This window comes from Geminocystis sp. NIES-3708 (assembly GCF_001548095.1).
Lineage (GTDB): Bacteria > Cyanobacteriota > Cyanobacteriia > Cyanobacteriales > Cyanobacteriaceae > Geminocystis.
This window is the reverse complement of sequence record NZ_AP014815.1, coordinates 2,538,096-2,559,122: the sequence shown is the minus strand read 5'-3', so window position 1 is coordinate 2,559,122 and position 21,027 is coordinate 2,538,096. Positions and strand designations below refer to the sequence as shown.

General features: G+C 35.1%; 22 protein-coding genes, 1 tRNA gene, 2 pseudogenes and 1 CRISPR repeat array. Of the genes and pseudogenes, 15 read left to right on the top strand and 10 right to left on the bottom strand.

Annotation, left to right across the window (positions count from 1 at the left end; translation table 11 throughout):
* Nucleotides 1–244: 244 nt before the first annotated feature.
* A complete protein-coding gene (locus tag GM3708_RS11300; protein ID WP_066346924.1) occupies nucleotides 245–1,150 on the top strand; it encodes a septal ring lytic transglycosylase RlpA family protein in 906 nt (301 codons plus the stop codon).
* 48 nt (nucleotides 1,151–1,198) lie between these two features.
* On the opposite strand, the gene GM3708_RS11295 is transcribed toward GM3708_RS11300, so the two are convergent.
* Complete coding sequence (locus GM3708_RS11295) at nucleotides 1,199–1,891, bottom strand: C40 family peptidase (protein ID WP_066346916.1); 693 nt, start codon at nucleotides 1,889–1,891, stop codon at nucleotides 1,199–1,201.
* A gap of 102 nt (nucleotides 1,892–1,993) precedes the next feature.
* Between GM3708_RS11295 and GM3708_RS11290 the strand changes: the two genes are divergently transcribed.
* Together GM3708_RS11290 and rpsN are read left to right on the top strand one after the other, a co-directional pair.
* Complete coding sequence (locus tag GM3708_RS11290) at nucleotides 1,994–2,920, top strand: serine hydrolase (RefSeq protein ID WP_066346914.1); 927 nt, start codon at nucleotides 1,994–1,996, stop codon at nucleotides 2,918–2,920.
* Nucleotides 2,921–3,124: 204 nt separating this feature from the next.
* Nucleotides 3,125–3,427, top strand: a complete 303-nt coding sequence (rpsN, locus tag GM3708_RS11285; RefSeq protein ID WP_066346911.1) for a 30S ribosomal protein S14 — start codon at nucleotides 3,125–3,127, stop codon at nucleotides 3,425–3,427.
* Between the two features lie 54 nt (nucleotides 3,428–3,481).
* Here rpsN and moaC read toward each other — a convergent pair whose 3' ends face one another.
* Nucleotides 3,482–4,015 (bottom strand): cyclic pyranopterin monophosphate synthase MoaC, encoded by a 534-nt coding sequence (moaC, locus tag GM3708_RS11280; protein WP_231932924.1) that lies wholly within the window; start codon nucleotides 4,013–4,015, stop codon nucleotides 3,482–3,484.
* A 53-nt stretch (nucleotides 4,016–4,068) separates the two neighbouring features.
* Here moaC and GM3708_RS11275 point away from each other — a divergent pair.
* Nucleotides 4,069–4,142, top strand: a tRNA-Arg gene (locus GM3708_RS11275).
* 380 nt (nucleotides 4,143–4,522) lie between these two features.
* Nucleotides 4,523–5,145: a CRISPR direct-repeat array (repeat unit 37 nt; unit sequence CTTTCAATCCCTATAGAAGGTATTTTCTTATTTCAAC).
* Nucleotides 5,146–5,593: 448 nt separating this feature from the next.
* Here GM3708_RS11275 and cas12k read toward each other — a convergent pair.
* Nucleotides 5,594–7,444: pseudogene (cas12k, locus tag GM3708_RS19405) on the bottom strand (type V CRISPR-associated protein Cas12k).
* A gap of 63 nt (nucleotides 7,445–7,507) precedes the next feature.
* On the opposite strand from cas12k, the gene GM3708_RS11260 reads away from it, so the two are divergent.
* The 8 genes from GM3708_RS11260 (at nucleotide 7,508) to GM3708_RS11235 (ending at nucleotide 13,968) form a co-directional block, all read left to right on the top strand.
* Nucleotides 7,508–7,927: a MerR family transcriptional regulator gene (locus GM3708_RS11260; protein ID WP_066349431.1), complete on the top strand. Its 420-nt coding sequence runs from the start codon at nucleotides 7,508–7,510 to the stop codon at nucleotides 7,925–7,927.
* A 1-nt stretch (nucleotide 7,928) separates the two neighbouring features.
* Nucleotides 7,929–9,818 carry an EcoAI/FtnUII family type I restriction enzme subunit R gene (hsdR, locus tag GM3708_RS11255; RefSeq protein ID WP_197671662.1) on the top strand — a complete coding sequence of 630 codons (1,890 nt, stop codon included), beginning with the start codon at nucleotides 7,929–7,931 and terminating at the stop codon, nucleotides 9,816–9,818.
* Nucleotides 9,757–10,320, top strand: a complete 564-nt coding sequence (locus GM3708_RS19020) for a type I restriction-modification enzyme R subunit C-terminal domain-containing protein (protein WP_197671661.1) — start codon at nucleotides 9,757–9,759, stop codon at nucleotides 10,318–10,320. Before hsdR ends, GM3708_RS19020 begins: the two co-directional genes overlap by 62 nt.
* A gap of 9 nt (nucleotides 10,321–10,329) precedes the next feature.
* The gene (locus GM3708_RS19015; protein WP_197671660.1) at nucleotides 10,330–10,590 is read left to right on the top strand and encodes a type I restriction-modification system subunit M N-terminal domain-containing protein; all 261 of its coding nucleotides are present in this window, start codon (nucleotides 10,330–10,332) and stop codon (nucleotides 10,588–10,590) included.
* A 120-nt stretch (nucleotides 10,591–10,710) separates the two neighbouring features.
* Nucleotides 10,711–12,258, top strand: a complete 1,548-nt coding sequence (locus GM3708_RS11250; RefSeq protein ID WP_197671659.1) for an N-6 DNA methylase — start codon at nucleotides 10,711–10,713, stop codon at nucleotides 12,256–12,258.
* A complete protein-coding gene (locus GM3708_RS11245) occupies nucleotides 12,255–12,518 on the top strand; it encodes a BrnT family toxin (protein ID WP_066346901.1) in 264 nt (87 codons plus the stop codon). Before GM3708_RS11250 ends, GM3708_RS11245 begins: the two co-directional genes overlap by 4 nt.
* Before the next feature lie 5 nt (nucleotides 12,519–12,523).
* Nucleotides 12,524–12,778 carry a hypothetical protein gene (locus GM3708_RS11240; RefSeq protein ID WP_066346894.1) on the top strand — a complete coding sequence of 85 codons (255 nt, stop codon included), beginning with the start codon at nucleotides 12,524–12,526 and terminating at the stop codon, nucleotides 12,776–12,778.
* 41 nt (nucleotides 12,779–12,819) lie between these two features.
* Nucleotides 12,820–13,968, top strand: a complete 1,149-nt coding sequence (locus tag GM3708_RS11235) for a restriction endonuclease subunit S (protein WP_066346892.1) — start codon at nucleotides 12,820–12,822, stop codon at nucleotides 13,966–13,968.
* A 34-nt stretch (nucleotides 13,969–14,002) separates the two neighbouring features.
* Here the strand turns inward: GM3708_RS11235 and GM3708_RS11230 are convergent, their stop codons facing one another.
* On the bottom strand, nucleotides 14,003–14,446 hold the full coding sequence (locus GM3708_RS11230) for a hypothetical protein (RefSeq protein ID WP_144439314.1): 444 nt from the start codon (nucleotides 14,444–14,446) through the stop codon (nucleotides 14,003–14,005).
* Between GM3708_RS11230 and GM3708_RS18720 the strand changes: the two genes are divergently transcribed.
* The 3 genes from GM3708_RS18720 to GM3708_RS19395 are packed head-to-tail and all read left to right on the top strand — an operon-like array spanning nucleotide 14,445 to nucleotide 16,448.
* Nucleotides 14,445–14,594: a hypothetical protein gene (locus GM3708_RS18720; protein ID WP_158505872.1), complete on the top strand. Its 150-nt coding sequence runs from the start codon at nucleotides 14,445–14,447 to the stop codon at nucleotides 14,592–14,594. The genes GM3708_RS11230 and GM3708_RS18720 overlap by 2 nt on opposite strands.
* Before the next feature lie 18 nt (nucleotides 14,595–14,612).
* On the top strand, nucleotides 14,613–15,761 hold the full coding sequence (locus tag GM3708_RS19400; RefSeq protein ID WP_231932922.1) for an RNA-binding domain-containing protein: 1,149 nt from the start codon (nucleotides 14,613–14,615) through the stop codon (nucleotides 15,759–15,761).
* Nucleotides 15,762–15,812: 51 nt separating this feature from the next.
* Entirely contained in the window at nucleotides 15,813–16,448 is a 636-nt protein-coding gene (locus GM3708_RS19395) for a hypothetical protein (RefSeq protein WP_231932920.1), read from the top strand.
* Nucleotides 16,449–16,450: 2 nt separating this feature from the next.
* On the opposite strand, the gene GM3708_RS11220 is transcribed toward GM3708_RS19395, so the two are convergent.
* The 6 genes and pseudogenes from GM3708_RS11220 to GM3708_RS11200 all read right to left on the bottom strand — a co-directional run bounded on the left by GM3708_RS11220 (nucleotide 16,451) and on the right by GM3708_RS11200 (nucleotide 20,734).
* Nucleotides 16,451–16,939 (bottom strand): TniQ family protein, encoded by a 489-nt coding sequence (locus GM3708_RS11220; RefSeq protein WP_066346887.1) that lies wholly within the window; start codon nucleotides 16,937–16,939, stop codon nucleotides 16,451–16,453.
* On the bottom strand, nucleotides 16,939–17,766 hold the full coding sequence (locus tag GM3708_RS11215; protein WP_066346885.1) for a TniB family NTP-binding protein: 828 nt from the start codon (nucleotides 17,764–17,766) through the stop codon (nucleotides 16,939–16,941). The genes GM3708_RS11220 and GM3708_RS11215 overlap by 1 nt, the downstream gene beginning before the upstream one ends.
* A 9-nt stretch (nucleotides 17,767–17,775) precedes the next feature.
* Entirely contained in the window at nucleotides 17,776–18,681 is a 906-nt protein-coding gene (locus GM3708_RS11210) for a Mu transposase C-terminal domain-containing protein (protein WP_315862617.1), read from the bottom strand.
* Nucleotides 18,682–19,446 (bottom strand): annotated as a pseudogene (locus GM3708_RS19390) (IS4 family transposase); the annotation flags it as partial.
* Between the two features lie 15 nt (nucleotides 19,447–19,461).
* Complete coding sequence (locus GM3708_RS19385) at nucleotides 19,462–19,833, bottom strand: hypothetical protein (protein ID WP_066346798.1); 372 nt, start codon at nucleotides 19,831–19,833, stop codon at nucleotides 19,462–19,464.
* Between the two features lie 106 nt (nucleotides 19,834–19,939).
* Nucleotides 19,940–20,734 carry a helix-turn-helix domain-containing protein gene (locus GM3708_RS11200; protein WP_231932918.1) on the bottom strand — a complete coding sequence of 265 codons (795 nt, stop codon included), beginning with the start codon at nucleotides 20,732–20,734 and terminating at the stop codon, nucleotides 19,940–19,942.
* Between the last annotated feature and the right edge of the window lie 293 nt (nucleotides 20,735–21,027).

Sequence of the window (21,027 nt, the reverse complement as noted above, 5' to 3'; positions counted from 1 at the left end):
AAGAGAAATGACTTTATTAAAAAACAATAAACTTATAATTATGTCAGTAAATTATGATTTTGTCAATAATAATAATCAATGATAATACTACACTATGGTATTAATAAGAAATGATGAACCCTTAAACAGGATCAGTATGTTAATTTAGTTTAAGTTCACAAGCAAAAATACTTAAATTTACGAGGAGTAAAATACCGAAACACTTATACTATAAGGTTTTCCGTTTAAAATTACTAGAAAAATTATGCGTAAAAACACTTGGAAAAAAGCTGTAATCTCTGCTTTAACAACTATTGTAGGATTAACCTTCACCGGATTTTTATTTAGTCCTACCGTAAAAGCTGATAATTACCCAACACAAGGTGACAAAGCATTATCATCAGTAAATAATGTCATTGCAAAAAGCTATACCTCTCCCATACAAGAATTTCTTACTGTTAAACTTTATCCACATCAATTTAAAAATCGTAACGCCGTCACCCTTCATTTTCAAAATATACCTCTATTAACATTTTTAGATACACCTGAACATAGTGCCTTAGAAAGTGCTACACAACTTGCTTTTCGTTTAGATAAATTATCTCAACAATCCATTGATGCTAACCAAATAAATATCGGTTGGAATGCAAAAACTAAAGACTATTCTCTGAAATTTCAACAAGAAGAGTTAGTTAGAATCAACAAAAATATTATTTTACCCGACAGTACTAGAAATATAACGAATGACGCTTTACAGGCAACTAATCGTCTTCGCAGACTAATGGGTAATGCTGCACCTTTAACTACCGTCGAAGGTAAACAAGTTGTTAAAACCGACAGTAAAATAACTGCTATGATAGGGGTTAAAAATCTCCGAAAAGCTGCTCAAGGAATAGCATCTTGGTATGGACCTGGGTTTCATGGTCGTAGAACAGCCAGTGGAGAAAGATTCAATCAACATGACTTTACTGCCGCCCATCGTAGTCTTCCATTTGGAACTAGAGTAATGGTAACAAATATGCGTAATGGACGCTCTGTAGTGGTTAGAATCAATGATAGAGGTCCTCATATTCGTGGACGTATTCTTGATTTATCGGCTGGTGCAGCAAGAGCTATTGGCGTAAAAAGTAGTGGTATTGCACCTATTAGCTTCCAAATTTTAGGAAATTAAATTTTTTCCCGTCGGGGTGAATACTATTCACCCAATTTATTCGTTCATTTATATGTTCATAAAACTTTGAGTGACCCTTCCACAACTCCAAAATTGTTGATAATAGTTACGACTAACTTGATCTGTGTCATCCCGAAGTTGATTAATTGCAATACCATTGTTACCAATTTCTGTTCCTGAACTGTGAATATAATAGTTATCTCCTAAAGATAAAGCCACATGAGTTACCCGATTAGTGCCAAAAAAGATTAAATCTCCTGCTATCAATTCTTGACGACTAATTCTGTGAGTAAAAGCTTCTTGTTGATAAGAATCTCTGGGAAGCCAAACCCCAACACTAGCAAAAGCTGATTGTATTAAACCAGAACAATCATAATTAGGTGCAACAGTACCACCCCAAAGATAATAATTAGGAGTATTCATAGCTTGATGAGTAAATTCAATTACTTGAGGTATTAAGTTATGGATTTTCTCTTGAGTAATAACTTTAAAAGAATAAGGTTTAGGAGCAGATTGTAAATATTTTAAATCCTTAACAGATAACCAACATTTATAATTATCTTCACACAAACAGACTTCGAGCCTATCATTAACGGGTTGTGAAGAAATAATTTTTAACTGTCTGCCTTGTTTTGCTTGGGTAGCCAATTCTGAAGAATCCAATTTTGCATATAAATTTAAGTTTGTTAAGCAAAAATATTCTCCTGAATCAGACTTAGGTAATAAATCAGAGATCGTCATTAATGTTGGATATAATAGGAAGTTGACGGTTATTTTTTGATTCTAAATCATTAATTTCAAATAGAGTCATTGTCAAACTATCAATGGTCAATTTTTAACATTATGACTTTTTTTTCCTCGAATGAAACTTTAACTAATCAAGCTCAGAATATTCTCAACGCTACATGGCAAGAATTTCCAAAATTAGCAAAAAATCAAATAGCTTTAACATGGATTGTTTATGATCAACCCGTTATCGTTAATACTGGTGGGGCTTTATCTCCTGAAGAATTTTGGCAATATCCAATACAAGGTTTTAGTTATCGTGGAGAAGAAAAAATTTATCCTGCCAGTATCGTTAAACTTTTTTATCTTGTAGCAATTCATGAATGGTTAAATAGTTCAATGATTACTGAATCTAGTGAATTAAATCGAGCAATTCGAGATATGATTGTTGACTCTAGTAATGACGCTACCAGTTTGATTGTCGATGTCTTAAGTGGTACAACTTCAGGGGCGGAATTAGGAATAGGTCCTTTTGAGACATGGAAATATCAACGAAACATAGTTAATCGTTATTATCAATCTTTGGGCTGGGAAGAATTAAATACTATCAATGTTAATCAAAAAACATGGTGTGATGGTCCTTATGGTAGAGAAAGAATGTTTGTAGGCGAAATTTATGATAATCGTAATATGTTAACCACCAATGCCGTGGCGAGATTATTTCATAGCATTATTGGCGGCGTGGCAGTCTCTTCTTCAGCTTCTCAAAAAATGATGGATTTGCTCAAAAGAGATGTGAGTCAAAAAACCTTGGCTGAAAATGAGGAAGAAAATCAAATCAATGGCTTTTTAGGGCAAAGTTTACCAAATAACGCTAATTTATGGTCAAAAGCAGGTTGGACATCAAAAGTACGTCATGATTGTGCGTATATCGAAATTCCTGAACATAAACCTTATTTATTAATAGTATTTACCGAAGGTCAAGAAAATATAAAGAATCGTCATCTCATACCTTTTATTTCTGAAAAATTCGCAAATTTATAGTAGAGCAACAACGGATATGGTTAAAAGATTGAAAAATTCAACAAACTTTTACATCTTAATGTTTTTCTCTTCTGCTTTCTTCTTCCTGCTCGGATGCTATAATCATCAACTTTTTTAGCAAACTAAAATGGTGAATTGTGAAAAGATAGGTTATGATGGAGAGTGTTGTGTTTATATGTAACTTAATATTTAAGTATAGTTTAAATGGCTAAAAAATCAATGATTGCACGGGAAACAAAACGTGCCAAGTTAGTAGCTAAATACGCAAAAAAAAGAGCAGAATTAAAAGAACAGATTCACCAAGCTAGTGATCCTTTAGAAAAATTTGAATTACAACGCAAATTTCAGAGATTACCTTTAAATAGTTCCCCCTATCGTCAGCGTAATCGTTGTTGGGTAACGGGAAGACCTAGAGGTTTTTATCGTGACTTTGGATTATCTCGCAATGTTCTCAGAGAATGGGCACATGAAGGTTTATTGCCCGGTGTTGTTAAATCAAGTTGGTAATTTGAAAGTTACTTTGTCTGTTTTCAAGGGGTTTAAGCCCCCTTTTTCGTTAACTTACTTTCTTTTTTTGTTCTCTAATTGTTTACTTGTCAGCTTTCTTTTTTCTTCATCATCAACCAAATTATAATCAGATTTTCCCCCAGTTTTACTAACTAATTGAATATCAGTAATGGTTAAAGATTTATCAATAGCCTTTGTCATATCATATAAGGTTAAAGCCGCAACAGATACTGCCATTAAAGCCTCCATTTCCACCCCTGTTTCTGCATTAGTTTTTACCATCGCTTCGATGTCATAACCGGGTAAATTTTCATTGGCAGTGATCATCACGTCTATTTTTTGTAAAGGCAAAGGATGACATAAGGGAATTAACTGTGCTGTTTGTTTTGCCGCCATGATACCAGCTATTTTTGAAGTGTTAATAATATCTCCTTTAGGTGTATTACCTGCCTTAATTTCTGTTAATGTATCTAAAGACATGATTACTTTCCCTGATGCGATCGCTTTACGAGAAGAAATAGATTTTAAGGATACATCCACCATTTGAACATCACCTTCATCATTAATATGGGATAATTTTTTAGACATCACTATTGCATTTTTATGGTTCATTTGTTATTATGGATAAGTGTTCAAAAAAAGGGTGTGTAGCTTAGTGGATTAGAGCGGCTGACTACGGATCAGCAGGTCGGGGGTTCGAGTCCCTCCACGCCCGTATAATAAAAGAAAAATTTCAGAGTGAGTGTAACCCACTTGTGTACAGTGACAAATTATTTGTCATCAGTAACAGATTAGTGTCGTCTTAACAAATTAAATGACGTGATAACAAATTAGTGTCATCTAATTGGGCGTGGAGAGACTCGCTTTCAATTCTCCAAGAGAATTCTTCCTTGATCGGAAGTGATTTACTAACCGCTATAGCAGTACATCTGCACCCTTATTGCTGGGAGTGCACCTAGTTTCTCTATCCGCAGATAGACAGCATCAGGGCAAGTAGTTAGCAGGAGCAGAAAGCAAACTTTTAGTAAAAAGTAAACTACTCCTCATTTTTCATGGAACAGAGGTTACAAAAACTTGATCTACGGCACTGTTAATATTATAAACCCGACAGAAGGTATTTTCTTATTTCAACATTTAATTCCAAAATCATCTAAGAGAAGATCTCCTACTTTCAATCCCTATAGAAGGTATTTTCTTATTTCAACGCTAACTTAGCGGCTACTGCACTTTTAAATGATTTATTTCTTTCAATCCCTATAGAAGGTATTTTCTTATTTCAACATCTTACTATTACTACACCGTCATCTACTATTTTTCTTTCAATCCCTATAGAAGGTATTTTCTTATTTCAACTCCCGTATATCTCCGCTGTAGCGTGAGTAAAAAACTTTCAATCCCTATAGAAGGTATTTTCTTATTTCAACAATGAGTGAGGATGATTTGATTGCACACTTAGAATTTTATCTTTCAATCCCTATAGAAGGTATTTTCTTATTTCAACAAAATGGCACTTGTTAGTTTCCAGCTTCGAGATACTTTCAATCCCTATAGAAGGTATTTTCTTATTTCAACTTTTTATCTGGTCACATCTGGTCAGTTTTTTTTTTTATCTTTCAATCCCTATAGAAGGTATTTTCTTATTTCAACTTTCCTTTTTTCCAGTTATATGGTGTACTACCGCCTTTCAATCCCTATAGAAGGTATTTTCTTATTTCAACTGTCCCTAGCCAGACCCCTTATAGAATAAAGCTTATAAAAGCAGTTTGCGTAAGCCTCCCTTAAAAATACGAAAATTCTGATTTTTGATCGAATTTTGCATTTTCTTTAAACGCTATCTCTGTTAATATATAAGAGTTTTAGCGATTGCGTAAGGCTAAGACTTGAGTTTGTGTAACTCGTACATTTTAACTAACGCTTAAACTGGGATTCCTCCTTGCTCAGAGGTAATTTGATAGCCACTACATTAGTACACCTAAACTCTTATTGCTGGGAGTGCCCCTTGTTTCCGCACTTTTCAGTACGCAGCATCAGAGAGAGCAGTTATCAGGGACAGAAAGCAAACCGATTTCTCGGCAAACTACCCCTTACTTTTCACAGAACAGTGGTTGATTCAACTTGATCTGCGGCACGATTACTTTTAGTCTATCTCAAGAAATTAATTTTGTGTTATTTTTTCTTGAGATTTTTTTCTGTGTTACTCAAAACAAGTTGTAAGGCTTTTTCGGTAAATGTGCCTTGTTTTGGTTGTTTAGCTTCTACCACTACAATGCCGACTTTTAAGGCGATCGCCCTCACATGCTCAATCAATCTGCCATAACTCCATTGGTGAACTTGCACTCGATAATCTTGAGCATATTTCTTTTGCCCTTCCTTATATTCAGGGATTCTCTTTTCTGCCCTAAGTTGAATTTTTGCTTCAGTAATTGATCGCATATCCTTTAATCGAGGAATAATAATCTTTGAAACTTGATATTCTTGAGCTACGGTGAGGATGGCTTTAGCAATAAGTAGATCAATGTATTCTCCCAGATTAGACTCCCCTTTTTGCTGAAAGTTAAATCTTTTTCTGGCTTTATGGCTTTGATGACTCAACTTCTGTTTTTCTGTCCTCTGTCTTCTCAGTAGCCGATAATCTACTCCTAGCAGTTGTTTCGGATTTTGATAAGTGATTACTTTATCTGTCTCTATATCAACAATAGCAATCGTAACAGGTTGTTCTAATCCCATCGCTATTCCTAAATAAATATTGGATTTGCCCTGATAAAGAGGTTTACTAGGTCGAAGAAAGGTATTATTGAGTTTGCCTAGGGTGGAATTTTTACGGCGAATAAAACCCTTTTGTGTATCGGTTAATTCTTCTTTTGCCTTCATTATATTAATGATCTTGGTAACTTCTTCCTGCTTTTCTTGAGCGATCGCACTCGTACCTTCTGCCGTCAAACAATAAGTCTCAAAAGTACAGTGTAAATACAACTTATGTTTATCCCACAACTCCCCTTTTCCATCATCTTCTTTCCAAATGATCATAGCTGAACGGAGGGTAAATAAAGCACTAGACAGTTGATCTTTACTAGCTCTTTTTAATTCCTGATCCTCATAAAACCTTTGAAAATAAGGTAGTTGACGACTATCACAGTATATCTGAAAATAATGCTCTCCTAAGCCACTAAAACGAATCGCAAGACGATTTTTCTCATTCAGACTCCATTTTAAATCTTCATTGGTTTCATAAAGAATCGGATAGGGAATTGATGTATGATTTTGCTTGAGAATTGAAAACCAAGTATTTGCTTCAGTTTAATCAATGGGTACAGTAGTGGAAGCAGTAATGAGACTATCAAGCCATTTTTTGCCTTTTAAATCCCTTCCCAAAGGTATTCTACTTTCAATTTGTCTTTATAGTCGTGTAATTTTAATCTCAACTTTACGCTTCAAATCTTGATACTTTTCTGTTGTTTCTGGTTTCTTGGGTATAGCACAAGCATTCTTGAGTAGATATATGATCGCACTTCTAATGTCAGGCTTTTTTGTCTTGTCATGCTTCTCAAAAAGAATAGTCGAGATTTGATCTTTATTCACTGTTGAATCTATAGAGTCAAGAATCAGGGTTGCTTGTTGTTGTAAAGATTCGAGAGAATTATCAAAATGCTTAATTAATTCAGTGTCAGGCAATAGCATTTCTAGCCAACGAACATTACCTTGTAACTTCCAATCCAATGTTTTTTGAACTTCAAACCATGACTTGTAAATGTAGCTGATAATTTTGTTAACGGAGGCGTAAAAACGGGATGGTTGTCCTTCAAAGGGGTAATTATTCTTGAGTTCTGCTATTTGTCGGGCTAAAAAATATTTAGGTAATTTTTTCTTTATCCTCCAGTCAGGGAAGTCAGGATGTTGCTTTATCCTTAACAAAATTTCGTTGATAAGGGGGGTATTCTTTTCAGTCATCAACTGCCAGAGAAATTGACGGGTATCACCAGAAGCGATCAAACGACATTGAATAGTAACGTGAGCCATAACTAACAAAAATGTTTTATTAAACGTATTTGTATGATAGCAAATCATTTTATAATTGTGTTTATGAAAGAAAGGTTTTTTAGTAGTAAAGAAGCATCATTAATTACAGGTTGTTCCCTTCGACAATTGCAGTATTGGAGGGATAAGGAGATTATTGTTCCGTTTATTCATGGTTCGGGTACGGGCAAAACTATCTATTATTCCCCTGCTGAGTTGGTGGAAGTATCGATCATGGTGTATTTGCTCTCGATGGGGTTGAGCTTTGAAATAGGACAAATTATCTTACATGACTTGAGAGAAAAAGAGCCAGATTTTCGCAATCCTGACTATAAACGTCGTTTTATGATTATTCCTAGAGACGGAAAAATGCACCTCTTACCCTATGAAAGGGAAAAGGCGATCGCACTTCTGGAGGAGGGGAAGGTAATCATGCCTTTATGGTTAGATAAAATTCATAGAAAATTAGGAGAGAAGGTGGGTTGAAGTGGGAAAAAATGAAGCTCAAACTTGTTATGAATATGTAGAACCAAAATTAAGAGAAGCCTCATGGGAATCTGAGCCTTATTGTTTCTACAAAGAATATTACTTTACGGATGGTAGAATTAGACCGAAAAATAATAGGAATCAACGGGGAAAACGGAAATTTGTCGATTATCTTTTACTCTACAGAAAAGATTTTCCCATCGCTGTTGTGGAAGCAAAGCGGAAAAATAAAAGTGCTGATGAAGGATTAGAACAGGCGATCGAATATGCTGAGTTACTGGGAGTTAAATTTGCTTATTCGACTAATGGCAAGGGGATTGTAGAATTTGATTTTTTGACGGGGAAGCAATCAAGTTTAGACAGTTTTCCCACTCCGCAGGAATTATGGCAAAGGTTGCAAGGGGAAGGAGAAGGACAAATTCTCCCTAACATTGCCGACAAACTCTTAGTACCATTTTTTCAATTTCCTGATAAACAACCTCGTTATTATCAACGTAATGCTATTTATGGGGCGGTTTCTGCTATTTTGAAGGGACAAAGACGGTTACTGCTAACAATGGCAACAGGCACGGGTAAAACTACTGTAGCTTTTCAAATCTGTTGGAAATTAACTTCTATTCAGTGGAGTAGTAAAGGGGAAGTGCGATCACCCCGTATTCTCTTTTTAGCCGATCGCAATGTGTTGGTAGATGATCCGATGAATAAAGATTTTGCGGTGTTTGGAGAGAATAAAATTCACAAGATACAAGGGGAGGCAAAGAAAGGTAGAGATATTTATTTTGCTATTTATCAAGCGATCGCCTCTGATAGTAATAAAGATGGTTTATATCAAGAATATGATCCTGATTATTTTGACTTGATTATAGTAGATGAGTGTCACCGAGGCAGTGCGAGGGATGATAGTAACTGGCGACAAATTCTCGAATATTTTGAACCTGCTTACCAATTGGGATTAACCGCAACTCCCCTTAGAAATGATAATCAGGCGACTTATCAATATTTTGGCAACCCTCTTTATATTTATTCCCTTAAACAAGGTATCGACGATGGATTTTTAGCACCCTATAGAGTATATCGGATAAGAACTAGAAGCGATCAAGAAGGTTGGCAGCCGACATGGGGAGAATTAGATCGCTATGGGCGCACTATTCCCGATGAAGTATTTTTAACACCAGATTTTGAAAAGAATTTAGTTAGGCAAGTAAGAACAAGAGCGATCGCCCAACACATTACCGATTTTCTCAAAGCTACGGATAGATATGCTAAAACTATCATTTTCTGTGTGGATGAAGAACACGTTAAAAGCATGATTAAAGAATTGAGAAACCTTAACAGCGATATTCTGCAACAAAATCCCTACTATATCTCTCGTATTACTTCCGATGCAGGGGCAATAGGTAAAGGACATTTATATCAATTTAAGGATATAGAAAATCAAGATCATGTCATTGCTATAACATCAAAATTGTTAACCACAGGAGTCGATATACCCACCTGTAAAAATGTCATCCTAGCCCGTGTTATTCGCTCTATGACAGACTTTAAACAGATTATTGGACGGGGGACTCGTGTGAAGGAAGAATACGGCAAAATCTCGTTTAATATTGTGGATTATACTAATAGCACCGTATTGTTTAATGATCCTGATTTTGATGGTGAACCTGCTTTGATTATAACTTCGGAAATAGACGATCGAGGGGAGGTAATTGAAACTCAGGAAGATGATTTTACAGAAGATGAAGCGGAGGAAAGAGAAGATGAACAAGAAAATAACACCGATGGCTTTTGGGGATTACCTGATGATGAAGATAGCTTACCTCGCAAATTTTATGTTGACGGCGGTAGAGAAGAAATTAATTGTCGAGGAACAAATTTACGACTTAGGCGGTGAGATGGAGTTACGGCTTTCTCAGTTAATTGACTATACCAGAGAGCAAGTGAGAGTTTTATATCGTTCTCAGGTTGAAATTCAAGAAAAATGGGGCAATCCTGAAGAAAGAAGCCAAGTGATTGAGCTTTTGGAGGATAAAGGCATTGATTTTGACCAATTAAGAGAAATAACAGGTAAGACAGATGCTGATCCCTTTGATTTACTTTGTCATCTTGCTTTTGATGCCCCTGTTTTAACCTATAAACAAAGGGCGGAATTGATGAAGAAAAAACATAAAAGTTTCTTTGAACAATACGGAGAATCAGCAAGAGTAATTTTAGAAATCTTGTTAGACAAATATGCTGATAAAGGGTTGGATGAGTTTACCATTCCCACCACTTTTAAGGCTAATCAAGAGTTCCGTCAGTATGGTAATATTATCGAGATTGCTCAAAGATTTGGCGGTGTGGAACAATTAAAATTAGCCGTCAAACAGTTGCAAATATTGTTGTATTCTGCTTAATAATCACTAATGCCGAGAAAAACCACCACTAAATCTACTGCTAAATCCACAACTCCCGTCACCACTGCTCAAAAATTGGGAAGTGTGATTAAATCCGCTAGGGATATTATGCGGAAAGATAAAGGGTTGAGTGGAGAATTGGATAGACTCCCGCAGTTAACTTGGATTATGTTTCTCAAGTTATTAGACGATGTGGAGAAGGTTAGGGAAGTAGAGGCAAAATTAGAGGAGACGGAATATAAAGAGTCCATCAAACTGCCTTATCGTTAACGTGATTGGGCAGGTAATGATCATTTTTCGGGGGATACTCTTTTAAAGTTCATCAATGAAGATAAGTTACCTTTAGCTTCTTTACCCCAAGCCTTAGCTAGTGAAGTTTCTGAAGAATTAGTGAATGAGACAGGAGAAATAAGCGGTTTACTTGCCTATTTGAGAAGTTTGCAAAGTGATACGGGTAAGGATAGAAAAGATGTAATTGCAAGGGTTTTTCGTGATGTCACTAACCGCATGACTAGCGGTGCATTATTATTTGATGTGTTGGCGAAGGTGAATGAAATCCATTTTGATAACTCGGAAGAGGTTAATATTTTAAGTCTTCTCTATGAGTCGATGGTGAAAGAAATGCGAGATGCGGCAGGAGATTCAGGAGAATTTTACACTCCTCGCCCAGTGATTAAGTTTATGGTGGATGTGATGAAACCTCAGTTGGGAGAGGTAATTTTTGATCCTGCTTGTGGCACGGGCGGTTTTTTGGTGGAGGTTTATGAGTATCTGCAAAAGCAATGTAGTGCTAGTGATTGGGAGATTTTGCAGAATAGCATTATTGGTGCGGAAGCAAAGCCTTTACCGTATTTGTTAGTACAAATGAATTTGCTGTTACATGGTTTCGAGTATCCCGATATTGATTACGGTAATAGTTTACGGTTTCCTCTCTCGGAGTTGGGGATTCGAGATCAAGTTGATGTAATTCTTACTAATCCGCCCTTTGGTGGTGAGGAGGAGGATAGAATCCAAAATAATTTTCCTCCTGATAGAAAGACTAAAGAAACAGCTTTGTTATTTTTGCAGTTGATTATGAAACGGTTGAGAAAGATTCCCTCACCCCCTATTAATAAGGGAAAGATCCCCCCAAACCCCCTTAATAAGGGGGACTTTAATGTTGCTGGTAGGGCTGGGGTGGTGTTTCCTAATGGGGTGTTATTTGGGGATGGAATGTGCACCAAGATTAAGGAAGATTTGTTGAGTAATTTTAATCTACATACTATTATTCGGCTTCCTAACGGGGTTTTTACTCCTTATACTTCGATTCCGACTAATATTCTCTTTTTTGATACTTCTAAACCTACAGAAAAAATTTGGTTTTATGAGTTGCCTTTACCTGAAGGGCGTAAAAATTACACGAAAACTAAGCCCCTTGAGTATGAGGAGTTTGGTGACTGTTTGCAATGGTGGGATAATCGAGTAGAAAATGATTTTGCTTGGTGTTACGATTTTAAAGGGGAAAAGGATAAGGCTTTTAAACTTAGTCAAAGTCATTTGGATAAGGCAAGAGAAGCAGAAGAAAGGATTAATCAATATAGTCAGGAAATTAAGGAATTAGAGGCTAAAATTAAGGGTTTGGAAGCCAGTATTTTAGATTTTACTACTCAAGATGAGCAGAAAAAAATTAAGGTAACAGTTAAAGAAATTAAGGCAAGAATTAAGGATTTATCAACGCAAGTAGATGAGCAGAAAAATGTTATTAAGGATGAGCAGGAAAAGGCGAATAATATTTTAAATGCTATCTATAACCTCGATCGCAAAAATCCTAATAGCGGTGATGATTTTGAACATTTACCTCCTGAAAAGTTAATTAAGGATATTCTGAAGAAGGATCAAAAAATTGCTTCTTTAATGAGTGAAATTAACGCTATTTTAGAGGAGGGGGAAAAAGCGTGAATTTTGATTGGGATCAAGCTAATATTGAACATATTGCTAGACACAATATTATACCTGAAGAAGTTGAGGAGGCTTTGAGCGATCGTCAAAAAATCGGTATTTCTACTTATCAAGGAGAAAATGAACAACGATGGGCGGCGATCGCCAAGTCTGGTAATGGTAGAATATTATTTATTGTTTTTACTCGTAGAAATGGCTTAATCAGAATTGTAACGGCTCGTGATACTACAGATAAAGAAAAAAGACGTTATCGGAGGTAATTTTTATGAATAATAAGGAAGAAAAAATGATGAAAGAAATTAATAAGTTATCAGAAATTCCTAACTTCAAAAATGAAGAAGAAGAAGCAATATTTTGGGATAATCATGGTTTAGGAGATGATTTATTAGAGTCGATGACATCTTTTGATATTGAGGAAAATATTGAGGCTGAAATTTTAACTAAATTACGTCTTTTATCTATGGATAAAAAAAGACAAGTTTTAGATTTTACTGAATCTTTATGTCAAAAAATGTCCTAATTTTTAAATAATGTTATTTTATTAATTGAGAGTTTTTATTAATGTCTAAAAATTGGGATTTAGTCCTTTTAGGAAATATATTAACTGAGCGTCAAGAAAAACCAGATATGGATGATTTATTGACGGGGAAAATACCTATTGTTGAAAAAATCGCTTTTAATGAAGGAAAGATATATCTTAGAAATGATGGTAAAACAAAAACTGGAATGATTTTAATTAGATCAGGTGATCTTGTTTTATCTGGTATTAATGCGACTAAAGGAGCGATCGCAATTTATCCAGAAACTGAAAAAATACCGATGGCAGCTACTATTCATTATAGTTCTTATATTGTTGATAAAAATAAAGTCGATATTTCTTTTTTATGGTGGCTACTGAGAAGTAAAAAATTTAAAGAGATTCTAAATGAATATTTACCCGGCGGTATAAAAACCGAATTAAAAGCAAAACGATTTTTACCTATTCCGATTCCTTTACCACCATTAGAAGAACAAAAGCGAATTGTAGAGAAAATAGAGGAGGTGCGATCGCTCCGTTTACAAAATATTGAAGAGACTGAAGCCCTAATTATATCAAGTCGTATTGAAATATTTGATCAAGCACTAAAAAGAAATGCTAAACGTTTTGATGAAGTTGCTTATTTAGAAAGAGGTAAATTTTCTCATCGCCCTCGTAATGAGCCTCGTTTTTTTGGCGGACAACATCCTTGGATACAAATAGCTGAAATTGAATCATCGGGGAAATATATTAAAAATTGGCAAGAAACACTTAACGATGAAGGTTTAACTATTAGTAGAAAATTTCCTAAAGGCACACTTTTAATTAGTATTGCGGCGACTATTGGTGCAGTCGGAATATTAACATTTGATTGTTGTATCCCTGATAGTATCGTTGCTATAACTCCTAAAGAAAATATGAGCAGTGAATATCTTTACTATTATCTTTGTTATTTGCGTACAAGTTTGGAAAAAATAGCACCCCAGAGCGCACAGAAAAACATCAATTTAAGAATTTTGCAACCTTTACCAGTTCCAGTTATGCCATTATCAGAACAAAAAAGAATAGTAGAGTATCTCGATCGCCTTCAATCAAAAATAGAGATAATGAAGAAAGAGAGAGAGAAAGCCTTAGAAGAAACAGACGCTTTGCTACCTTCGATCTTAGATAAAGCCTTTAAGAGGGAGTTGTAACTTAATAAAATTGTAGATAAAACAATCAAGCCCACTAACTCCAATGCCATAGAATAGTTGCGATCGTAAAACACCAGATTATCCAATTTAATCTTAGTCCTTTGTTTTTGATCACTTCCTCATATTTTTCTGTGAGCTTAATTCTGTCATTGATGATTAAGCATTTTTGATATACTTCTGTTTCATAAAAATATTTATCCTCCATTAAAGCAGAAGGAGCTAATACACTACCTCTTTGTTTCGCCACTAAACCCAAAGCACCAATAATTATAACTATTACACTAAATAAACAAACCAAAAATCTGATAACTGAATGATTCTTTAAATCTAAAGCAATACGAATTAAAACCCCTGAAAAACCAATAAATGTACTAAAACGAGCATCTATTCTAGTAATACTTTCTTCTAATGATTTGATATGAGATTCAGTATAATTATAGATGGTGTCCACACTTATATTTTGAGGTTCTTGATCCATGAGTGATTCTAGCAACAAAAATAATAGTAATTCTAACTCTAAACCAGAATCTAAAGTAAAACTAAATGAAGTTAAACCAAGTGCTTCAGATAAAAGAAGTTTTAGGAGAAATGACTCTGCTGATTTCAGCAAAATGATACAAAGTTAATTTAACTAGAAAATTAGGATGGATAGAGATACCCTACTAGAAAAACTGGATATTGGTGAGGATTGCGAATTTGAGTGTAAAGCATCCCAAGACAAATTACCAAAGGATATTTGGGAAATAGTTTCAGCTTTTGCTAATACTAACGGGGGGTATATCGTCTTAGGTATTTCTGAGAAAAGAGAACATTTTGAAATCACAGGAATTAATAACCCTACCCAACAAAAAAAAGACTTTTGGAACAGTCATAATAACTCCCAAAAACTCAGTTATCCTATCTGTCAAGAATCTGATGTTGATGTTATTGAAGTACAAGAAAAACAACTAATTATTATCAAAGTACCTCAAGCAGATAGAACTCAACGCCCTATTTATCTCAATCATAATCCCCTCACAGGTACATTTAAACGCAACAACGATGGCGACTATCGCTGTCAAGAATATGAAGTTAAACAGATGTTGAGGGATGCTGATAGTGAACCTCAAGACTATCAAATTGTTGAAAATTTCACCCTCGATGACCTTGATAAAGATACGATAAAAGCCTTTCGTAATCGCTTTAGTGCCAGAGAACCTGATCACCCTTTTTTAGCGATGGAAACCTTAGAGTTAATGATTAACTTGGGAGGGTGGAAAAGCGATCGAACCACAGGAAAAGAAGGACTAACTTATGCAGGTTTATTAATGTTTGGAAAAGAACTAAGTATAACCCAAGCATTGCCCCATTATCACTTAGACTATCAAGAAAGGCTCTCTATTGATCCTGAAAAACGCTGGACATATCGTATTACCTTAGATGGTAGATGGCAGGGCAACTTATTTAATTTTTACTACCGTGTTTATGACAGATTAGTAAGAGATTTAGATTTACCCTTCAAATTAGGTGAGTATTCTGTTAGAGAAGGTGAAACCCATGTACATCAAGCATTAAGAGAAGCATTATCTAATTGTCTCATTCATGCTGATCATTATTCAACAAAACCATTAAAGATTGTCAAACTCAAGGATATATTCTTTTTTTCTAATCCAGGGCGTTTAAGAATACCCATTACTAAATTTTATCAGGGGGGTATTACTGATCCTCGAAATCCCCACCTACAAAGAATGTTTCAAATGGTTGGTTTAGGAGACAAAGCTGGATTGGGTGTTCCCAAAATTTTGAGAGCATAGAAAGAACAACAATGGGTAACACCTTTAATCTCTGAAGATTTAGAGGTAGATATGACAACTCTAGCATTACCGATGATCAGCTTAATTCCCGAAGAAGTAGAAAAAGAATTACGAGATATTGTCAGAGATGACTACTGCAATTTAAAAGAATTAGAGCGAATAGTTTTGGTTTTAGCCCATCGTTTAGGAAAAATAAATAATACTGATATTCAACACTACAGTGAAACTCACCCTAGAGATATTGGTGACTGCCCAAAAAATTTAGTTGATAAGGGTTGGTTAGAAAAATCAGGAAATACAAGAGGTACAAATTATAGTCTGCCTAATTTTCAGCCCACTGTAACTCACGAAGATGACCAACAAAACTCTGATCATTTGGAATCAAGCTCTGATCATTTGGAATCAAGCTCTGATCATTTAGGTTTAAGCTCTGATCATTTCGATAGATTAGTGGATATTGCGAAAATCAGTAGGGAGAAAAAGAAATTACCATCATCTCAAACAAAAGCTATCATATTAGAACTTTGTCAGGAAGATTATCTGACACTGGAACAATTAGCAAGAATCATCGATCGTTCTATACCTACCATGAGAAGATTGTTAAAAGAACTTGTTGAGGAAGAATCATTAATTTTGAAATATTCAAACAAGTTGACTCACCCTCATCAAGCCTATAAGAAAAAATAACTCTAGGGTTTTTGTTGAATTATCTCGGCAAAAGGAGTAAAACATCTGTGGCACCAACCATCAACCCATAAAGCAGGAAACTTGAATCTTGCCCCACAGTTAGGACATTCTGATAATAGTTTAAGGTTATGTCGATGGCACTTATAAACCTCCTTATACTGCCATTCTATCCGATGATAGGGCTTTTCACCATAACAAGCCGAACATAACCGAATCGGGGACATTTTCATCGGTGCGGAAGGAAACATCGTTTGTAAGGTTGCCATTTCTACTTGTACGATCGCGCTTAACTTCTGTAACTGTTCAGAGGAAGGAAAAGGATTAAAACGGAACTTTTCCCAACGAGCGATCGCTGAATATAACCCCGTTGCTTGTCCTAAACCACCACAACTTAAGCCATTTGCCCTTCTAAATCTACCGAGAAAATGACTAATGCTTTCACCTTCATAAGGAACAAGAATAAATAACCAGTTTTGAATTTGCAAATCCATTATTTGAACTCCTGTGTAACTTCTTTCAGCATCTCAAAAGTAATCTTATTAAATCCTCTTTTTAAAGAGCGAATGGCGGATTCCCTCAAGATTGTATCCATTAAGCCGATATATCCTCCCGTTGCCTCTGCGATTAGTTTTAGCATTTTCGTCTGAGTCAAATTAGAAGCTACAAGCAGTTTCAAAACTTGCTTTTCCCATATATTGACGGTATTTTGAAAATCAGCACCTGATAACTTTCCAAAACGATAACAACTACGGAAACGGTTATAAACCTGTTCATCTCTCTTAATTACAGTATCAAGGCGATCTGTACCAACTAAAACGATAGGAATATTGAGACGATCAAATATATCCTTTACTTCCGCAAAAGTTTTCGGCTTAAAGCGATCGGCTTCATCGATAATGATCATTTCGACTCCACATCCTTGTAAAACCTTGATTGCCCGTTGTCGAATTTCTGCTATCGTTCCTTTTGTCATTTGATACTTAAGGTATTCAATAATGCTTTGAAATAGCTCTTTTGTGCCACAATCTTGAGGGATTTGGATATAAACAACAGGCACTTGAGGAGGATGTCCTACTTTTTGGATTGGTTTATGTCTTAATCGGTAAGAATCACAAGCCATTGTTTTTCCCGTGCGAGACTCTCCCACAACTCGACAAGACTGTTTTGATTGACGTTTGCCCTCAAAATATTCATGAAGTTTTGCCACCTGTTCTAAACTTACTAACGTTTTACCATTCAATCGGGTAATTTCCATTTGTAACTTTTCTTCAGGTATTTCAATGTTACCTAACTGTTGTGCGATCGCCTTTGCTTCCATAATTATCTCCTAAAATCCATAATCATCTTGTAACTGTGAATAATCAAATACTTCTACCATTGGTTCTTCTGACGTATCAGTATCGGTAGCCTTGTCAACTTCTTCTTTGACTTCCTTGAGCACAGGGGAAGGAATATAAGGCTTTACCTGTACTTGTTCTTGCCGTTGACGTTCTTTTTTTGTTTTCTTGTCAGAGAAAGTATGTCTTTCTTTCACCTCCGCCAAGATCGATCTATTGCTGAGATTTTTTCCTGACTCTCTTACCTTTTTGGCACTTGCCTTAGCATCTTCCCAAGACATTGATTCAGTTTCCAAATCTACCCCATAGGCACGAGTTAAAAAGACTTCCTTATTACCCTCATTACGGTAAACCAGAATAGCAGTAATATCTCTGGGGTCATAACGTAGAATAACGGTTTCTCCTTCATAACCTGCCAGATATTCCCCTTGATACATCAAGTTTTCAAACTGAAGATAACCACCTTTTTGCACACGTCGGCGAGACTGTTTCATAAGGCATATATCTAAGTCTCTTTCCGAGAGAAGATCAGGAATAGAAAGTAGTCCCGAATCCCAACGCTGAAAACGAGTTTGTTCACCCATACGAGCATCCATACGCTGATTGTAGTTATCAACGATATAGCGGACAATAATTCGCTCCAATTCTCTGAGAGTAAGACTGGCATCCTTTTCAGCATCTTCAGGTCTTTCCTGTACATTTCCTCCTGTATATCCGGGTAAAGTAGAAAATACCTCCGTATTCAAAGTTTTGAAAGGACGCTCTACCACTCCGCCTTCACTGGGGCGACTTCGCAAATGACAAGTAAAACCGAGTTGTAATCCAATTTGTTGAAGGTGATTAGAACGAAAATCCTTGCCACCATCGGTATAAAAACTGAGGGGGCGACAGAACATTCAGAATGCAGATTGGATAAGGGAAATAGCCCTCATACCTTGACGATAATAGGACTGTTTCTGAGGAAATAAAGAGGTTAACTTATCTAATTGTTCTTGAAAAAAGCAGATTTCACTTAGCCATTTTATCCCATTTAAACCAATAGAAAAATCACTATATCTTTTATATCTTCTTCTTTTTTCTGTGGGTCTAACTAGATATTCACTTATTCCTTTTCTTTTAATTTCTTCTCCTATAAATGTTGAATAACTATAGGATAATGTTATCAGTATAATTAAAGAAATTAGTCGTTCATTTTCAAGTTTTGTACTTTCTAAGTTATAACCTCCTAATTTAAAATCTCTAAACATTTCTTCAATACCCATTCTTTTGGAATAAGCAGAGATTGTTTCCGACATACTTTCTAAATTTGTGAGAATAAACCATGGCTGTTTACTCGATTTATGTCTATAGTTTTTCTTCCATTTTGCTGCTAAATTAATTCCTGAGAATCCCTTGGTTTTTGTAACTTTTATTCCTCGATAATATACGGAGAATCCTGGAGATAAACCTAATTCACTCAATCGAAACCATATATCAGTTTCTAACTCCACATATTCACTCTTTTTTAAACGTAGAGATAAATAAACCTGTTTCTCTACTGATAACCATTTTGCTAAATCCACAGAGCAAAATTCTCTATCTCCTAAAACGATTATTTTATATTCAATTAATAAATTAATACTTGCTTCTAATACTTGTTTTTGTTCTGATAAATTACTACTTCCTTTTTTATTTAATCAGATAAAATATACAGGGATAGCTCGTTGATGATGAACTAAACTTACCATCAATATATTAATGTTTTGCCACTGTGTTCTATCCATGACTAAATAAATTACTTTGTTTGATTCCCATTGGTTCATAATCCATGATTTTAAAATCGGAAACCATATGGTTTCAACTTTCCAATTTTTCAGACTTAAAAATCTTTGTAACTTTTTAATTCTACTTCTTAATTTAATCGGATAAGGAAAAAGTTTTGCCATTTCTTCTAACCTAACAGTTTTAAGATTTTGAAGTAAATTAACTAAAAGACAAAGAGTTAAATATTGAGGTAAATTAAACTGTTTTTTTAAATACTCCTGATAAAATTGGGGAAGTTGAAACATCTTTTTCTATAGTAATTAATATAAAAACTAAAAACATCTTATTTTTATCCAGATTACCAGCTTCAATCTCTTATGCCATCGTCTGTTTACCTTCATTGTCGCCCCCTCAGGTATAAAAATACTCTGGTTTGCCATAAGTACCCCATTCTTCATGCAAATGATAATTATTTTCATACTTCTTTGGTAGAATTGCATGACGTAAAGCTAAGGCTACAATCTGAGAGCTAGGAGCATCAAAACCAAGATTGATACCCATAATACAACGAGAGTAAGTATCAATAACCGTTGATAACCAAGGTCTGCCCAATAACTGACCAAATTGATCTACCAAAAGAATATCAGCACGAGTGTGGTCACATTGCCAGACATGGTTACTATATTCCACATTAATTTCATTACCTGATCTGGTGGATACAGCTAATTTTGTACCTCTCCATCCTGGATTTCTCACTCTTTTTTTATTCTCTTTCTCCTCAATAATAGGATTCAAGATTCGATAAACAGTCATGTGAGAAGGTGGCTTGATATTCCAATTTTCGGCTTGGACAATTGCCCGTAAATAAACCTGTTTAGGAGTAATTCGTTTACTACCTTTGTTACCCTCCCGATAAGTTTTAAGAATAAAATCCTGTAAACGTTTTTCTATACGATAAGTACCTTGATCTGATCTATTTTCTTTTGTTATTGCTAATAATCCTTTTTCCTCCCATTCTTTGACATATCGTTGAACTGTTCTAACGGATTTATTTAATGTTTCGGCTGCTTTTTTCAATTTTGCTCCATAAGTTTTTCGGTCACATGGCTGAACCAAATCTTCAATGACATCAGCGATTGCTTGTTCTTCGGGAGAAAGTTGAGAAATCAGTTCCTGAGATTCAGAAATTTGATTTTCATTAGTCATAGCTGCATATTTTTATGTTTAATAAAAACAAGGTTGATGTGTACTTATTTTATTGTATGACATTTAATCTGTGAATTGCCACTCTAAAACAAAAAAAATCGCCCTTTCCGAAGGCGACATCTAATTTGTTATTTTTCGGGAAAATGACACTTAATCTGTTAATTTTATTCTTAATGCACTCGCACTAAATCTTGAAGTTATATCTCCTAAAATGTTTGATATGTAAAGACTTAAAGGCTTTTGATTTTAGACGACATTAATTTGTTATCACGTCATTTAATTAGTTACTGTAC

Bases quoted from the DNA above. Each gene is read 5' to 3' on its own strand.
- GM3708_RS19020 (WP_197671661.1), top strand. From the start codon at position 9,757: ATGTTGACGGCGGTAGAGAAGAAATTAATTGTCGAGGAACAAATTTAC.
- GM3708_RS19395 (WP_231932920.1), top strand. From the start codon at position 15,813: ATGACAACTCTAGCATTACCGATGATCAGCTTAATTCCCGAAGAAGTA.
- GM3708_RS19385 (WP_066346798.1), bottom strand. From the start codon at position 19,833: ATGTTTCAACTTCCCCAATTTTATCAGGAGTATTTAAAAAAACAGTTT.
- GM3708_RS11200 (WP_231932918.1), bottom strand. From the start codon at position 20,734: ATGACTAATGAAAATCAAATTTCTGAATCTCAGGAACTGATTTCTCAA.
- GM3708_RS11300 (WP_066346924.1), top strand. From the start codon at position 245: ATGCGTAAAAACACTTGGAAAAAAGCTGTAATCTCTGCTTTAACAACT.
- GM3708_RS11215 (WP_066346885.1), bottom strand. From the start codon at position 17,766: ATGGAAGCAAAGGCGATCGCACAACAGTTAGGTAACATTGAAATACCT.
- rpsN (WP_066346911.1), top strand. From the start codon at position 3,125: ATGGCTAAAAAATCAATGATTGCACGGGAAACAAAACGTGCCAAGTTA.
- GM3708_RS11295 (WP_066346916.1), bottom strand. From the start codon at position 1,891: ATGACGATCTCTGATTTATTACCTAAGTCTGATTCAGGAGAATATTTT.
- GM3708_RS11220 (WP_066346887.1), bottom strand. From the start codon at position 16,939: ATGGATTTGCAAATTCAAAACTGGTTATTTATTCTTGTTCCTTATGAA.
- GM3708_RS11240 (WP_066346894.1), top strand. From the start codon at position 12,524: ATGAATAATAAGGAAGAAAAAATGATGAAAGAAATTAATAAGTTATCA.
- moaC (WP_231932924.1), bottom strand. From the start codon at position 4,015: ATGTCTAAAAAATTATCCCATATTAATGATGAAGGTGATGTTCAAATG.
- GM3708_RS11235 (WP_066346892.1), top strand. From the start codon at position 12,820: ATGTCTAAAAATTGGGATTTAGTCCTTTTAGGAAATATATTAACTGAG.
- GM3708_RS11260 (WP_066349431.1), top strand. From the start codon at position 7,508: ATGAAAGAAAGGTTTTTTAGTAGTAAAGAAGCATCATTAATTACAGGT.
- GM3708_RS18720 (WP_158505872.1), top strand. From the start codon at position 14,445: ATGAGTGATTCTAGCAACAAAAATAATAGTAATTCTAACTCTAAACCA.
- GM3708_RS11290 (WP_066346914.1), top strand. From the start codon at position 1,994: ATGACTTTTTTTTCCTCGAATGAAACTTTAACTAATCAAGCTCAGAAT.
- GM3708_RS11230 (WP_144439314.1), bottom strand. From the start codon at position 14,446: ATGGATCAAGAACCTCAAAATATAAGTGTGGACACCATCTATAATTAT.
- GM3708_RS11210 (WP_315862617.1), bottom strand. From the start codon at position 18,681: ATGTTCTGTCGCCCCCTCAGTTTTTATACCGATGGTGGCAAGGATTTT.
- GM3708_RS19015 (WP_197671660.1), top strand. From the start codon at position 10,330: ATGCCGAGAAAAACCACCACTAAATCTACTGCTAAATCCACAACTCCC.
- GM3708_RS19400 (WP_231932922.1), top strand. From the start codon at position 14,613: ATGGATAGAGATACCCTACTAGAAAAACTGGATATTGGTGAGGATTGC.